At 69.1% G+C, this 15,191-nt stretch carries 15 protein-coding genes; 13 read left to right on the top strand and 2 right to left on the bottom strand.

The features are described from left to right. Positions 1-129 precede the first annotated feature (129 nt). Together J2Y54_RS04785 and J2Y54_RS04780 are read left to right on the top strand one after the other, a co-directional pair. On the top strand, positions 130-2,037 hold the full coding sequence (locus J2Y54_RS04785; protein WP_310037379.1) for an SPOR domain-containing protein: 1,908 nt from the start codon (positions 130-132) through the stop codon (positions 2,035-2,037). Between the two features lie 132 nt (positions 2,038-2,169). Continuing rightward, the gene (locus J2Y54_RS04780; protein WP_310038464.1) at positions 2,170-3,336 is read left to right on the top strand and encodes a deoxyguanosinetriphosphate triphosphohydrolase; all 1,167 of its coding nucleotides are present in this window, start codon (positions 2,170-2,172) and stop codon (positions 3,334-3,336) included. Between the two features lie 47 nt (positions 3,337-3,383). Here the strand turns inward: J2Y54_RS04780 and J2Y54_RS04775 are convergent, their stop codons facing one another. Next, complete coding sequence (locus J2Y54_RS04775; protein ID WP_310037378.1) at positions 3,384-3,659, bottom strand: hypothetical protein; 276 nt, start codon at positions 3,657-3,659, stop codon at positions 3,384-3,386. Positions 3,660-3,887: 228 nt separating this feature from the next. Between J2Y54_RS04775 and J2Y54_RS04770 the strand changes: the two genes are divergently transcribed. Together J2Y54_RS04770 and J2Y54_RS04765 are read left to right on the top strand one after the other, a co-directional pair. Further along, positions 3,888-5,330: a DUF1800 domain-containing protein gene (locus tag J2Y54_RS04770; RefSeq protein WP_310037377.1), complete on the top strand. Its 1,443-nt coding sequence runs from the start codon at positions 3,888-3,890 to the stop codon at positions 5,328-5,330. 213 nt (positions 5,331-5,543) lie between these two features. Next, positions 5,544-6,698 (top strand): DUF1501 domain-containing protein, encoded by a 1,155-nt coding sequence (locus J2Y54_RS04765; protein ID WP_310037375.1) that lies wholly within the window; start codon positions 5,544-5,546, stop codon positions 6,696-6,698. Positions 6,699-6,834: 136 nt separating this feature from the next. Here the strand turns inward: J2Y54_RS04765 and J2Y54_RS04760 are convergent, their stop codons facing one another. Further along, entirely contained in the window at positions 6,835-7,644 is an 810-nt protein-coding gene (locus tag J2Y54_RS04760; protein ID WP_310037373.1) for a class I SAM-dependent methyltransferase, read from the bottom strand. Positions 7,645-7,721: 77 nt separating this feature from the next. Here J2Y54_RS04760 and J2Y54_RS04755 point away from each other — a divergent pair, with 77 nt between their 5' ends. From J2Y54_RS04755 to tatB, 9 genes are all read left to right on the top strand, one after another. Further along, the gene (locus J2Y54_RS04755; protein WP_310037371.1) at positions 7,722-8,303 is read left to right on the top strand and encodes a VTT domain-containing protein; all 582 of its coding nucleotides are present in this window, start codon (positions 7,722-7,724) and stop codon (positions 8,301-8,303) included. 80 nt (positions 8,304-8,383) lie between these two features. Continuing rightward, the gene (gene rarD / locus J2Y54_RS04750; protein WP_310037369.1) at positions 8,384-9,301 is read left to right on the top strand and encodes an EamA family transporter RarD; all 918 of its coding nucleotides are present in this window, start codon (positions 8,384-8,386) and stop codon (positions 9,299-9,301) included. Between the two features lie 56 nt (positions 9,302-9,357). Further along, positions 9,358-11,085, top strand: a complete 1,728-nt coding sequence (gene argS, locus J2Y54_RS04745) for an arginine--tRNA ligase (RefSeq protein WP_310037367.1) — start codon at positions 9,358-9,360, stop codon at positions 11,083-11,085. Beyond that, a complete protein-coding gene (locus tag J2Y54_RS04740) occupies positions 11,086-11,799 on the top strand; it encodes an SPOR domain-containing protein (RefSeq protein ID WP_310037366.1) in 714 nt (237 codons plus the stop codon). Positions 11,800-11,986: 187 nt separating this feature from the next. Continuing rightward, a complete protein-coding gene (nagZ, locus tag J2Y54_RS04735; RefSeq protein ID WP_310037365.1) occupies positions 11,987-12,988 on the top strand; it encodes a beta-N-acetylhexosaminidase in 1,002 nt (333 codons plus the stop codon). A 141-nt stretch (positions 12,989-13,129) separates the two neighbouring features. Next, positions 13,130-13,861 (top strand): ScpA family protein, encoded by a 732-nt coding sequence (locus J2Y54_RS04730; protein ID WP_310037363.1) that lies wholly within the window; start codon positions 13,130-13,132, stop codon positions 13,859-13,861. Between the two features lie 17 nt (positions 13,862-13,878). Continuing rightward, positions 13,879-14,451, top strand: a complete 573-nt coding sequence (gene scpB, locus J2Y54_RS04725) for an SMC-Scp complex subunit ScpB (protein ID WP_310038463.1) — start codon at positions 13,879-13,881, stop codon at positions 14,449-14,451. A gap of 28 nt (positions 14,452-14,479) precedes the next feature. Next, positions 14,480-14,719, top strand: coding sequence for a twin-arginine translocase TatA/TatE family subunit (locus J2Y54_RS04720; protein ID WP_310037362.1), 240 nt, complete (start codon positions 14,480-14,482; stop codon positions 14,717-14,719). A gap of 47 nt (positions 14,720-14,766) precedes the next feature. Beyond that, a complete protein-coding gene (tatB, locus tag J2Y54_RS04715) occupies positions 14,767-15,186 on the top strand; it encodes a Sec-independent protein translocase protein TatB (protein ID WP_310037361.1) in 420 nt (139 codons plus the stop codon). Positions 15,187-15,191 lie beyond the last annotated feature (5 nt).

The raw sequence follows: 15,191 nt of genomic DNA, 5'->3' as shown, positions 1-15,191 counted from the left end.
CCCGATCCGGGCCCGTGCGATCGGCGCGCGGGTCCGTCCGCGATTGACCGCACGGGCAGGGCGCCCGGTCGCTGTCTGCCGACGCGACTACATGCCTTGCGCGTGGGATGATGTAGTCGGCGCAGCAGCATGACCCGCATAGCCAAGCCCGCTTGTTCCACCCTGCGCCTTGCCGCCGCGCTTGCGCTGTTCGGTCCCTTGCCCGTAGCGGCCGGAGTCGCGCCGCAGGAAGTGGCGCCGCCGCCGACGCCCAATGCCGACCGGCTGGCGGCGCAGATGCGCATTCTCGCGACCGACCCGCGCAACGTGCCGGCGCTGCTGGCAGCGGGGGAGCTGAGCGCGCGGCTCAACGATCCGGCAGCGGCGGCGGGGTTCTTTGCCCGCGCCCAGTCGCTCGAGCCCGGCAATCCGCGCGTTGCCGCCGGGCAGGCGATGGTGATGGTGCGGATGGAGCGTCCGGGCGAAGCGCTGCGCCTGTTCGCGCTCGCCGAACGCGGAGGGGTGGCGATGGAGCCCTATGCCTCGGACCGCGGGCTGGCCTATGACCTGATCGGCGCGCAGCCGCATGCGCAGCGCGATCACCGGATCGCGATGGCGCGCGACCCCGATGACGAGACGATCCGGCGCTTTGCCTATTCGCTGGGGATCAGCGGTCGCACCGATGAGGCGATGCGCGCGCTCGATCCGCTGCTGCGGCGGAGCGACCGCGGGGCATGGCGCGCGCGCGCCTTCATCCTGGCGATGAATGGCGACGCGGCGGGGGCGGACCAGATCGCCGCGACGATGATGGGCGGCGTCGGCACGGCGCTGGCGCCGTTTTTCCGGCGGCTGCCGACGCTGAGTCCGGGCGACAAGGCATTTGCGGTGCATTTCGGCGAGTTGCGGCGGACCCCGGCGCGGCTGGCCGATGCGCAGCTGGCGCCGCCGCTGCCGCGCATCGCCTCCGAGCAGCTGGCCGCGGCGCCGCCACCACCCCCTGCAGTCGTGACTGCGCCCGCGGCGCGGGCCGAGCGGCGACCGAGCGCGCGCGAGCGGCGGGCGCAGGAGGCGGCAGCGCGTCAGGCCGCAGCGGACGCCGAGGCACGTCGGCTGGCCGAGGCGCGTGCCGCGCAGGAGCGCGAGACGCAGCGCCGTGCGGAAGCGGCACGGCTGGCGGAGCAGCAGCGGCTGGCCGAACAGCAGCGCTTGGCCGAGCAGCAGCGACTGGAGCGCGAGCGGGTTGCGGCGGCGGAACGCGCGGCCGAGCAGCAACGGCTGACCGAGGCGGCGCGACTGGCCGAAGCGCAGCGTGTGGCGGAGGCGCAGCGCGCGGCGGAGGCAGCGGAGGCACAGCGCGCGCGCGAAGCAGCGGCGCGCCGTGCGGCCGAAGCCGTGGCCGCCACGCCGGTTACGCCGGCTCCGGCGCCGGTCGTCGCGGCTGCGCCAGCGCCGGCGCCAGCAACTCCGCCAGCGGCTGCGCTGCCACCGCCGCCAGCGGCCGCGCCAGCGCGCAGCGGTGCGCGGGTCGGCGGCGAAGACAATGTGATTGCGCGCATCATGGCGGGCATCACCATTCCGGCGTCCGAACTGGGGGTCGATCCGCTGCCCGGGCGGGCGGCCGAATCCGAGCCGGAAGCCGAGCCAGCGCCTGCACCGGTTGTGACAGCGGCCAAGGTCGAGCCGGCGCCGAAGCCGGCGGCCAAGCCCGCCACACCGGCCAAGGCCGACCCCAAGGCCAAGGTCGAGCCCAAGCCCAAGCCGAAGGTCGATCCGGCCAAGGCCGAACCTGCGCGCCACTGGGTGCAGGTTGCCGGCGGCGCCGACGTCAAGGCATTCCCCAAGGCGTGGAAGGCGGCGGTAGCCGAGGCGCCGGCCGAGTTCCGGGGCAAACAGGCGTGGACGACTCCGTTGCGCTTCACCAACCGCTTGCTGGTCGGACCGTTCAAGACGCCGGCGGCGGCGCAGGACTTCGTCAATGCGATCCGCAAGAAGGGGGTCGAGGCCTTTGCCTGGACCAGCGAAGCCGGACAGAAGATCGAGAGGCTCGACGTCAAATGACTTTACGAGCGCCTTCGGTTTAGGCGAGGGCTGGGGCCTGTCCTCTGGTCCCGTCGTTCTCGGCGAGACTGAGAGTCCCCACCCCGACCCCTTCCCTGAAGGGGAAGGGCTTAGAAAGTGACCATGCTTCCGATGATGACCCTCGCCCCCTATGCCAGCGATCCGGCGCGCAGCCGGGGGCGGTTGCACGACGAGGGACAGGGGACCGCGCGCGGGCCGCGCGATGCGTTCCAGCGCGACCGCGACCGCATCGTCCATTCGATCAGCTTTCGTCGCCTGCGCCACAAGACACAGGTGTTCATGGCGCCCGATGGCGACCATTTCCGCGTGCGCCTGACCCACAGCCTGGAGGTGGCGCAGATCGGGCGGACGGTCGCGCGGACGCTGGGGCTGAACGAGGACCTGACCGAGGCTTTATGCCTGGCGCACGACATCGGACACCCGCCATTCGGCCATGCCGGGGAGCGCGCGCTGGAAGAGGCGCTGAGCGGGCAGGGCGGGTTCGACCATAATGGCAACACGCTGCGCGCGCTGATGACGATCGACTGCCCCTATCCGGGGTGGGACGGGCTCAATCTGAGCTGGGAGACGCTGGAGGGGCTGGCGAAGCATAATGGCCCGGTGACGGCACCCGGCTGGGCACTGGCGGCGGCGGATGCGGCGTTTCCGCTCGAGCTCTCGCAGCACAGCTCGCTGGAGGCGCAGGTCGCGGCGATTGCCGACGACATCGCCTATGACAATCACGATATCGATGACGGGCTGCGCGCGGGATTGCTGACGCTCGATCAGCTGCTGGACGTGCCGCTGGTCGCGCGGGGATGGGATGCGGTGCGGGCGCGGTTCCCGGACGCGTCGGAAAAGCGGCTGCTGCGCGAGCTGGTGCGCGCGCAGATCGGGGTGATGGTCAACGACCTGCTCGACGAGACGCGGCGGCGGATTGCCGCGGCGCGGATCGAGACGGCGCAGGATGTGCGCGAAGCCGGGCAGGCATTATGCGGCTTTTCCGACGCGATGCGCGAGGAGGAGCGGGTGCTCAAGCGCTTCATGTACGCCAACCTCTATCACCACCCGCACCAGCTGGCGGCGGCAGAGATGGCGCATGGCGTGGTGGCGGGGCTGTACGCCGCCTATGCAGCGGACCCGGCGCTGATGCCGGAGGCGTGGCGCGCGACGCTGCCCGGCGCGGAGCCGTGGCGCAGCCGGCATATCGCCGATTTCATCGCCGGGATGACCGACCGTTATGCGATCTCGCGCTATCGCGAGGCGGTCGGACCGATCGCCTTGCCGGACGGGTTCTAGACGGCTCGTCCCTCCCCCAAGACACGCTCAGGGGAGGGATCGAAGGCTCAGCGTGCCGCGCTCTGGACGGCGGGAGCGAGCGGCTTGGCGATGCGGAACGACACCGGGGTACCACCGACGCGGCCGGTGACCTTGGTCCCGCGCACGGTCAGGGTGTAGGTCGATCCGCCGGGGAATGCCTTGCCCTCAAGCACGGTGACGTCGCCGCTGCGCTTGCTGGTGTAGACATAGGTGACGCCATCACGCTCGAAGCTGCGCTCGCTCGCGAAGGCGGCGACCGGGAGGCTGAGAAGCAGGGCGGCGCTGATGAAGGTCTTGATCACGATCTTTCTCCCTTGAAACACTGAAGGGCCAGATCGGCATCCACTATGTTTTGTTCTTGCGCCCCTTGTCATGTTGCGACGCAGCATTGCCAAGCGCGAAGGCTGCAAGTGCGATTGCGCGCGGTGCATCGGCGGTGAGCGGACCGCGTCCTGCGATGACCCGCGCGTGCGGCACAGTTTTGCGACAAAGCGGCGGTAGAGCCAGTCAGCCAATCAGGGATTTCACGCATGTCGGCCATCAGCATCGCCATGAACCGGTTCGGATTGGGCGCACGGGGGGATGAACCGGCCCCGATCGAGCCACGCCGAGCGCTGCTCGACCAGATGGCGCGGTTCGATGCCCGACCGGCCGTCCTTGCCGCATTGCCGGCGACCCCGGTGATTGCGGCGCAGATTGCCGATTATCTTGAAACGGTGCGGATGGCGCAGCGCAGTCAGCGCGCGGGCAGGGGCGACGCGCCGGCAATGGACGCCGCGGGCGCGAATCCTGTGCGCGAGGCCCAGCAATTCGGTCGCCAGCAGGGGCGCGACTATTACATGACCGCAGCCGGTGCGCGCGCGCAGCTGGCGGTCGCGAGCGAAACGCCGTTCGTCGAACGGATGGTCCATTTCTGGTCGAACCATTTTGCGGTTTCGGCGGACAAGCTGACGATGATCGGCCTGGCGGGCGCGTTCGAGTTCGATGCGATCCGGCCGCATGTGCTGGGCCGGTTCCGCGACATGCTGCATGCGATCGAGCGGCATCCGGCGATGCTGCTGTACCTCGATCAGGCGCAGTCGGTCGGACCGGGGAGCATGGCCGGGCAGATCGCGGCGCGACGTGGCGGGCCGCAACGGGTGGGCCTCAACGAAAACCTGGCGCGCGAGATTCTGGAGCTGCACACGCTGGGCGTGCGCACCGGCTATACGCAGGCGGACGTGACCGAGCTTGCGCGCGCGATGACCGGGTGGAGCGTCGCGGGGATGACGCGCGGGCCGGCGGCGCGCTTTGCCGGGCTGGAAGGCAGGCCCGGAAGCTTCGTGTTCGCCGAGCGGATCCATGAGCCGGGCGCGCGGACCATAATGGGCAAGCGTTACGATCAGCAGGGCGAGCGGCAGGCTGCGGCGGTGCTGGACGACCTGGCCGTGCATCCGGCGACGGCAAGGCATATCGCGACCAAGCTGGCGCGACATTTTGCCGGCGACACACCGCCGGAAACGCTGGTGACCAGGCTGGAGACGGCGTTCCTGAAATCGGGCGGCGACCTGTCGACGCTGTACCGCGTGCTGATCGAGGCGCCCGAGGCGTGGGTGGCGCAGCCGGTCAAGTTCCGCACGCCATGGGAATGGTCGGTCGCGGCGATGCGCGCGCTTGGCACGCGCGAGATTCCGGGCGAGGCGGTGCTGGGGCTGATGAACCAGCTGGGCCAGCCGGTGTGGCGGCCGGGGTCGCCAGCGGGTTTCGACGATGTCGCGGCGAGCTGGGCCGGGCCGGACGCGGTGATGCGCCGGGTCGAGGCGGCGGAGCGGATGGCGGCGCGGACCCGCGACACGATCGATGCGCGCGCGCGGGCGGCAATGCTGTTCCCCGGGGCGCTGAGCGCGACCACCGAGCAGGCTATCGCGCGGGCGGAAAGCGCGGCACAAGGCGTCGCGCTGATGCTGGTCGCGCCTGAATTCATGCGGAGATAGGGCGATGGCGCAGCTTTCAGGCCCGGCTCTCAATAATCCTTCCCCGCCAGGGGGAGGTGTCAGCGCAGCTGACGGAGGGGGCGGGCGGCTTCGCACTCTTAGTCGCCAGGGCACCGCCGTCCTCCCCCTCCGTCGCCTTCGGCGCCACCTCCCCCTGGCGGGGGAGGATTTGGTAGGTGCCGTTCGCCTTCAGTTTTTCGCCGGAGTCACGCCATGATCACTCGCCGCAAGCTTGTCCTGACCGGCGCCGCCGGCGCGCTGTCGCTCGGCGTTGCCCCGCGCCTTGCCTTTGCGCAAGCAGCGAGCGACCGCCGGTTCGTGTTCATCATCCAGCGCGGCGCCGCCGACGGGCTCGGCACGCTGGCGCCGGTTGGCGACCCTGCCTTTGCCGCGCAGCGCGGGGTGCTGGCAGAGGATTTTGCCGACGCGGCGAAGCTGGATGCGATGTTCGCGCTGCATCCCAACCTCAGGCAGGTCGCGCAGATGTATGCCGCGAAAGAGGCGCTGTTCGTCCATGCGGTCGCCTCGCCCTATCGCGACCGGTCGCATTTCGATGCGCAGAATGTGCTCGAGACCGGTGGCGCGGCGGCGTATCAGCTCAAGGACGGGTGGATGAACCGCCTGCTCGGCGTGCTGCCGGATGATGCGCGCAAGGGCATTGCGGTGGCCGCGACGATCCCGATGGCGCTGCGCGGCACGGTGGAGGTGGCGTCCTATGCGCCGTCGGTCCTGCCCGATGCGTCGGACGACCTGCTGACCCGCGTGGCGATGCTCTATGCCCCGGATCCGCAGCTGCACGCGATCTGGGAACAGGCGACGGCGACGCGGACGCTGACCGGCGACCTCGCGGCGAACAACGGGCGCAATGCCGCCGCCACGGGCGCATTGGCCGCGCGATTGCTCGCGGCGGACAATGGCGCGCGGATCGCGATGATCGAGACCGGTGGCTGGGATACCCATGCCGGGCAGCGCGGACGGCTGGGCGCGCAGCTCAACGGCATCGACCAGATGATCGCGGCGCTGAAGACCGGACTTGGCCCGCATTGGTCGAAAACGCTGGTGCTGGTCGCAACCGAATTCGGGCGGACGGTGAAGGTCAATGGCACCCAGGGCACCGACCATGGCACTGGATCGGTCGCGTGGCTGCTGGGCGGCGCGGTGCAGGGCGGGCGTGTCGTTGCCGACTGGCCGGGCCTGAGCGACGCCGCCTTGTACGAAGGACGCGATCTGCGGCCGACGGCGGGGCTCGACGCGGTGATCGGCAGCGCGGTGGCCGCGCATTTCGGGGTCGACCCGGCGCGCGCGATGCCGGCGCTGTTCCCGGGACAGAAGAGCGCGCGGATGCTGGACGGGTTGGTGCGGGTTTAACGTCCGACCGTCACCCCCGCGAAAGCGGGGGCCCATCTCCCGGACTGGCCATTTGCCGCACCCGTGCAGTGTGCTGATCCTGTCGGAGATGGGGCCCCGCTTTCGCGGGGGTGACGCTTAGCGGCAGTGTTTCAGGCTATTCCGGCTTGCGTGCCATGCCGATCAGCGCGGTCGAGGTGATGCCTTCCGGCGGTAGGTCCGCGGCGAGGGCGGCGGCTGCTTCGGCGAAGACGGTGCGCTGCGCATCGTCGAGCAGCTGCCATACGGGCGACCAGCCATAAGCGAGCTTGGCATGTTCGCGGAACCAGTCGATCGGCGGGGCAGGCCATGCGTAGCTGACGCGATGGACTGTGGTCGGCCGTAGTCCAGCCTCTGCGAAGGCAGCGTCGAGCAGCGCGGGACTGTTGAACAGGCGCGACACCGGCAGCGGCACCGGCTGGTCGGGGAAGAGGCGCTGGGCCGTCTGGGCGAAAAGCTGGGCGGGGCCGGCGCCGCCGGGATTCTCCCACACCGCGACGACAGCGAGGCCGCCCGGACGCAGCACGCGCGCCATTTCGGCGAAGCCCGCGGCTGGGTCGGGGAACATGAACACACCGAAGATCGAAAAGGCGGCGTCGAAGCTGTCGGGCGGGAAGTCGAGCCGCTGCCCGTCCATCACCAGCGCCCGCTCACCGGAGCTGATCTCCGCAGCGCGGGCCTGGGCGATGGCGACCATGCCGGGCGAGAAGTCGATCCCGACCGCGTCCGCACCGTCGCGCAGCGCGGCCAGCAGCAGCGCGCCTGCGCCGGTGGCGACGTCGAGCACGCGCGCGTCGCGGGGCAGTGCGGCCAGTTCCCAGGCGGCCTGCGCATAGCGACCGGTCATGCGATCCGCTTCGGCGGCATAGTTGGCGGAAACCGAATCCCAGTGGGCGGGATCGTGAATGGCGGGGGCTTTGACAGTCATCGCGCAACCTTAATGATATAATGTTACATCGGTCAAGCGGCTTGCGTCTGCGTTTGTTTCGCACCACGCCGTGAGACATGGACTATGTCTCGCTGTTCCTGCTGGCGTTCGGGGTCAATTTGCTGCCGGCCTTCGGGCCGCCGACCTGGTCGATCATCGTGCTGTACGGGATCAATGGCGACCAGCCGCTCTGGGCGCTGGTGCTGATCGGAGCGATGGGAGCGGCGCTGGGGCGGCTGGTGCTGGCGCTCGGCGCGCGCCATTTCGGGAGCTGGTTGCCGCAGCGGATGCAGCGCAACATCGCGGCGGCGCGGGTCGCGGTCGAGCGGCGGCGGCACAATGTGCTGATCCTGCTCGCGCTGTTCGTGATTTCGCCGCTGCCCTCGGCGCAATTGTTCATGGCGGTCGGGTTGGCGCGGGTACCGCTGCTCGGCTTCACTGCCGCGTTCTTCACCGGGCGGCTGTTCACCTATGCCTTTTATGGCTGGACCGCGCGCAAGGTGCGCGAGAGCGACCTGGGCGAGGTGATGTTCGCCAATCTGACGAGCCCGTGGGGCATTGCGCTGCAAGTGGCGATGCTGGCGCTGCTGGTCGCGCTGGTCAGCATCGACTGGGCGCGCCTGCTGAACCGCGATCGCGACGAGCCGCCCGGCGCGTGAAGCGTGCGCGCCCCGCGCGAAACGAAATCTTTCAGATGCTTGGCTTTCGGCGATGCAGCAGAGCGCCTATCTCAGCGCACATGGCCCGGTCCGATCCGCCCCCAGCGCCCGAGCGCCTTGACCGCGCCGGGCTGATCCAGGGGCTGGGTGCCTATGGCATCTGGGGCGTGTTGCCGCTGTTCTTCTGGTTCCTGAAAGGGGTCGGTGCGGGCGAGGTGGTTGCCGGGCGCGTATTGTGGTCGCTCGGGCTGCTGGCGATCGTGATTCTGGCGCTGAGACGGACAGCCGCGATCGTGACGGCGCTGCGCAGCCGGCGGGCGATGCTGTTGCTGAGCGCCAGTGCGGCGCTGATCTCGGTGAACTGGCTGGTCTATATCTGGGCGGTGCAGAACCAGCATGTGCTGGAGGGGAGCCTGGGCTATTTCCTCAACCCGCTGGTCAACGTGCTACTGGGCGTCGTGCTGCTGCGCGAAAAGCTCGGGCGGGCGCAGCTGGTGGCGGTTGCGCTGGCGGCCATCGGTGTTGCGGTGCTGGCGATCGGTGCCGGGCAGGGCATCTGGATCAGCCTGACGCTGGCCTTTTCGTTCGGATTCTACGGGTTGGTGCGCAAGGTTGCCCCGGTCGGGGCGCTGGAGGGGTTGACGCTGGAGACCGCGATCCTCGCGCCGTTCGGGCTTGCCTATCTTTACTGGCTGTCGACGCATGGCGGACTGGAGTTCGGCAACGAGCCGGTGGCGACGACGTTGCTGGTGCTGTCGGGCGTGGTGACGGCGGTGCCGTTGCTGCTGTTCGCCGGCGCGGCGCGGCGGCTGCCCTATTCGACGCTGGGGCTGCTGCAATATCTCGCCCCGACGATGCAGTTCGTGCTGGCGATCAGCTATTTCGGGGAGCGGGTGACGACCGCGCACCTGATCTGTTTCGCGCTGATCTGGACTGGCCTTGCAATCTATGCCGCCGACGGACTGCTGGCCGCGCGCCGCCGCCGCGTCACCGCGTGACGAATGCCCCCGGGTGCGCTAGAGCGCCCGGCTTCGGAAAACCATTGGACCCGCACATGACGCTCTATACCCGTTTCGCCGCCCATCTCGACGCCGCGCTGGATGCCCTGGTCGCATCCGGCGATCTGCCGGCGGGGCTGGAGCGACGCGCGGTGACGGTGGAGCCGCCGCGTGACGTGACGCATGGCGACCTGGCCACCAATGCAGCGATGGTGCTGGCCAAGCCTGCGGGCACCAATCCGCGCGCGCTGGCCGAGAAGATTGCGGCGGAGCTGGCGAAGCTGGACGAAGTGTCGGGCGTGTCGGTTGCCGGGCCGGGCTTCATCAATATGAGCCTGACGGACGCGACATGGCGCGGCGAGCTGAGCGCGATTGCGGACGCTGGCGACGCCTATGGCCGGTCGCAGGGCGGCGCGGGCGTGACGGTGAACATCGAATATGTCTCCGCCAACCCGACCGGGCCGATGCATATGGGTCATTGCCGCGGCGCGGTGGTGGGCGATGCGCTCGCCAGCTTGCTCGAAGCGGTCGGGCACAAGGTGATCCGCGAATATTATGTCAACGATGCGGGCGGGCAGGTCGATGTCCTCGCGCGCTCGGCGCACCTGCGCTATCGCGAGGCGCTGGGCGAGACGATCGAGATCCCCGAAGGCCTGTACCCGGGCGACTATTTGAAGCCCGTTGGCGAGCGGCTGGCGCGTGAGCATGGCGACGCGTTCATTGGCAAGGACGAGAGCGCATGGCTGGCGCTGTTCCGCAAGGAAGCGGTGGCCGACATGCTGGTGATGATCCGCAACGACCTCGCGCTGCTGGGCATCCATCACGATCTGTTTTCGTCCGAGGCGGAGTTGCAGGCGGCGGGCAAGCCCGAAGAGGCCGAGGCGTGGCTGCGCGCCAACGACCTGGTTTATGACGGCGTGCTCGAAGCGCCCAAGGGCGAAACGCCCGAGGATTGGGAGCCGGTCGAGCTGCCGCTGTTCCGCTCGACCAAATTCGGCGACGATCAGGACCGGCCGATCAAGAAGTCGAACGGCGCGTGGACCTATTTCGGCGCCGACATGGCCTATCATTTCCAGAAGGCGCAGTCGGCCGACCAGCTGATCGACATCTGGGGTGCGGACCATGCCGGCACGGTCAAGCGGATCACCGCCGCCGTCGCCGCGCTGACCGGCGGCAAGACGCGGTTCGACGTCAAGCTGGTGCAGATGGTGCGCCTGCTGCGCGCGGGCGAACCGGTGAAGATGTCCAAGCGCTCGGGCAATTTCGTCACGCTGGCGGATGTGGTTCAGGAAGTGGGCAAGGACGTGGTCCGCTTCACCATGCTGACCCGCAAGGCCGATGCGCAGATGGATTTCGACTTCGCCAAGGTGGTGGAAGCGTCGAAGGACAACCCGGTATTCTATGTCCAATATGCCCATGCGCGGGTCGCGTCGCTGCATCGCAAGGCGGTCGAGAGCGGGCTGGACGTATCGGAGCCTGCCGACCTGTCCCTGCTTGATACACGCGAACTGGCGCTGGTGAAGCTCGCCGCACAGTATCCGCGCATGGTCGAGGGCGCGGCGGCAGCGCGCGAACCGCATCGAATTGCGTTTTATCTCTATGACTTGGCAGCGGAGCTGCATTCGCTGTGGAATCTCGGCAACGATGATCCGTCACGGCGCTTCCTGTTGCCCGATCAGCCCGCGCTGACCCGCGCGCGGCTTTTCCTGGCCGATGCAATCGGGCAGGTTATTCGTAACGGCCTCGCAATCATGGGGGTCGAGGCGGTTCAGGAGCTGAACTGAATGAATGCAGGCGAGGAGTATCAGGACGACCGGCTGCCGTGGCTGGAGACGGTCGAGGACGATTATCGCGAAGGGCCGTCGGTCCTGCGCATCATCCTGCTGGTGCTGATCGTCCTGGCGGTGATTGCCGCCGCCGGGCTGGGCTGGTGGTGGTACCAGCGGACCAGTTCGGGCGCGGGGACCGGCGCGCTGATCGCTGCCCCCGAGGGCGATTACAAGATCAAGCCGGACGAACCGGGCGGCATGAAGGTCGAGGGCGAAGGCGACGCCGTCTTTGCCGCGAGCGAAGGGGCAACCACCAACGGGTCGGTCGACCTGTCGGCCGTCCCCGAAACCCCGGTCGATGGCAAGGCAGCGCCCAAGGCCAGCGCGACGCCGGTGAAGGGGGCGAGCCGCGTGGTCGCGCCGGTCCCGAGCGGCACGCTGCCCGCGGCGGCCACGACAGCGACGCAAAAGGCCCCCGGACCCTCGGCCGGAAGCGCGACGATCCAGCTCGGCTCGTTCCCGACCGAAGCCGAGGCGAATACGGCGTGGGCGCGGCTGTCGCGCCGGTTCGATTATCTGGCGCCGCTGGGCAAGGGGATCGCCAAGGCCGAGGTGGACGGCAAGACCTTTTACCGGCTGCGCGTGAACGCCGGCAGCAACGGGCAGGCGCGCGAGCTGTGTGGCCGGCTGAAGGCCGCGGGCGAGGCGTGCTTCCTGGCGGGGGGATGAGCCCCGAAACCCTCCCCGGAACGGGGAGGGGAACCATCCGCAGGATGGTGAAAGGGGGCCCGAGGCATCGGAATCCGGTGCCTCGGGCCCCCTCCGTCAGCGCTACGCGCTGCCACCTCCCCGTGCCGGGGAGGATTTTTTGGGTCCGCCTCTGGAATCTTGGTCTCGCGCCTGTTCTAACCGCGCCATGAAGCCCGTCATTTTCGGCCTGTCCGGCCCTGTCCTTACCGCCGACGAAGCCGCGTTCTTTCGCGATGCCGACCCGCTTGGCTACATCCTGTTCGGGCGCAACTGCGTCGATCGCGCGCAGATGCGCGCGCTGACCGACAGCTTGCGCACCCTGTCCGGTCGCGACGACGTGCCGATCCTGATCGATCAGGAGGGCGGGCGCGTCGCGCGGATGCAGCCGCCGGAATGGCCGGCCTTCCCTGCCGGACCCGCATTCGATGCGCTGTACGAGGTGGCGCCGTCTTCGGCGATCGAGGCGGCGCGGGCGAACGGGCAGGCGCTGGCGCTGATGCTGGCCGAAGTCGGGGTCAATGTGAACTGCGCGCCCTTGCTCGACGTGCGCATGCCGGAGACGACCCCGGCGGTGGGCGGGCGGACGTTCGGCAGCGACCCGATGCGCGTCGCGGCGCTGGGCCGTGCGATGCTCGACGGGATGGCCAGGGGCGGGGTGGTCGGCGTGGTCAAGCATATGCCGGGCCATGGGCGCGGCGTGGTCGACAGCCATTATGAGTTGCCGGTGGTCGATGCGGACGATGCGGCGCTGGAGCGCGATATCGAACCGTTCCGCACGCTCAGGGACGCGCCGATGGCGATGACCTGCCACGTCGTGTTCAAGGCATGGGATGCCGAGCACCCCGCGACGCTGTCGTCGACGGTGATCCGCGACGTGATCCGCGGTCGGATCGGGTTCGACGGGCTGCTGATGACCGACGATATCGACATGAAAGCGTTGACCGGCACGGCGGGCGAGAAGGCCGCACAGGCGATCGCGGCGGGGTGCGATGTCGTGCTCGATTGCTGGGCGCGGATGGGCGAGATGGAAGAGATTGTCGGGCGCCTGAGCGATGCGCCGCCGGTGACGCTGGCGCGGCTGGAGCGGGCGATGGCGAGCGTGCGCCCCGAGCCGGGCGCGATCGACGATCTGATCGCCAAGCGGGAGGCGTTGCTTGGGGTGGTCTAACTCAAATCCTCCCCGGAACGGGGAGGGGGGCCGCCGCGAAGCGGCGGTGGAGGGGCCCCGAGGCACCGGAATCCCTTGCCTCGGGCCCCCTCCACCATGCTGCGCATGGTCCCCCTCCCCGTTCCGGGGAGGATCTTGGGGATGACCGACCCTGCCCCCCTCACCATCGACATCGACGGCTGGGAAGGGCCGCTCGACCTGTTGCTGGCGCTGGCGCGGAGCCAGAAGGTCGATCTGCGGCAGCTGTCGATCCTGAAGCTGGTCGACCAGTATCTCAGCTATGTGAACGAGGCGCGCGAGCTGAAGCTGGAACTGGCCGCCGACTATCTGGTGATGGCGGCGTGGCTGGCCTATCTCAAATCGGCGCTGCTGCTGCCGCGCGACCCGGAGATCGAACCGAGCCCGGAAGAGATGGCGTTGCGGCTGCAGCTGCGGCTGGAGCGGCTGAGCGCGATGCGCGAGGCGGGCGCGCGGCTGGTGGCGCGCGACCGGCTGGGGCGCGACGTGTTCACGCGCGGCGCGCCGGAAGGGCTGAAGACCGTGCGCAAGTCGCGCTGGCAGGCCGAAATCTATGACCTGATCGCCGCCTATGGCCAGATCAGCGCGCGCACGCGACCGGTGATGCACATCGTTGCGGTGCGCCCGGTGATGACGCTGGAGGACGCGATCCGGCGCGTGTCCGAGCTGATCGGGCAGCGGATCGACTGGACCACGATCGAGAGCTTCCTGCCCGAGGATGCCAGCGGTTCGTACCGCAAGTCGGCGCTGGCGAGTTCGTTCGTCGCGGCGCTGGAGCTGGCCAAGCAGGGACGGGTGGAGATCCGTCAGAAATCGGCATTCGCGCCGCTGTATCTGCGGGGGATCGAGACGTGACGCCGCCGGACGAGACGATGCGCGCGGTCGAGGCGGTGCTGTTCGCGGCCGAGGCGCCGCTGACGCTGGGCGACCTGCGCGCCTATGTCGGGGAGGAGGCGGACATCGTGGCGGCGCTCTTGGCGCTGACCGAACATTATGCCGGGCGCGGGATTGAACTGGTCGAGCGCGGCGGACGCTGGCATTTCCAGACTGCGCCCGACCTCGCCAATTTCCTGCGCCGCGACCGCGAGGACAGTCGCAAGCTCAGCCGCGCGGGGATCGAGACGCTGGCGATCATCGCCTATCACGAGCCGGTGACGCGCGCCGAGATCGAGGCGATTCGCGGGGTGCAGATCAGCAAGGGCACGCTCGACGTGCTGATGGAGGCGGGGTGGATTCGCCCGGCGGGACGGCGCGAGGTGCCGGGACGACCGCTGATGTATGCGACGACGCCGGAATTCCTCACCCATTTCGGGCTGGCGAGCCGCCGCGACCTGCCGGGAATCGACGACCTGAGGGCGGCGGGGCTGCTCGATCCGGTCGATCTTGCGTTCGAGGCGGCGCTTTCCGGCGAAGAGCCGGTAGAATCTGTCACCGAAGACGACTAGATAGCCGGGGAATCAACGGAGAGTTCCGATGGGTAGCATGAGTCTGATGCACTGGCTGATCGTCGGTGTTCTCGTAATCCTTCTGTTCGGCGGCAGCCGCTTCTCGAACATGATGGGTGACGTCGCCAAGGGCATCAAGCAGTTCAAGAAGGGCATGGCCGAGGACGACGAGCCGGGCAAGAAGCCGGCGGAGATCGAGGCGAAGCGCGTCAACGACCCCCAGCCGCAGGCGCAGACCGAAGCGCGCCCGGCCCACGACGAGCGTTGATGACCTTGCCGCGGCCTGAGGCTGCGGCGTTGCGGACCGGCTGATCGATGCTCGATTTCAACGCACCCGAATTCCTGGTGGTCGGCATCGTTGCCCTGCTGGTGATCGGGCCCAAGGATTTGCCAAAGGCAATGCGCTTTGTCGGCCAGTGGGTCGGCAAGGCGCGTCGCGTGGCGGGCCAGTTCCGCAGCGGTCTCGATACGATGGTGCGGGAAGCCGAGCTCGCCGAGATGGAAAAGAAGTGGGCGGAGGAAAATGCGCGGATCATGCGCGAGTATCCGCCCGAAAAGGCGTTGCCGGCGCCGGTGTTCGACCCCAATCCCGAGGGCGCACGCGCTGCAGTGGCGGGCGATGACGCGCCGGAAAGCGATCCCGGCCCGGCGATGACGCCGGCCCCGCAGATCCGGCCCGACCCGGCCCCGACAGCCGCGCCGGACCTGCCCTCCGACGGGAAGCCTGCCGCGTGACCGAC

It is taken from the genome of Sphingomonas sp. BE123, from assembly GCF_031456015.1.
Classification (GTDB): Bacteria; Pseudomonadota; Alphaproteobacteria; order Sphingomonadales; family Sphingomonadaceae; genus Sphingomonas.
This window is presented reverse-complemented; position numbering and strand designations above follow the sequence as displayed.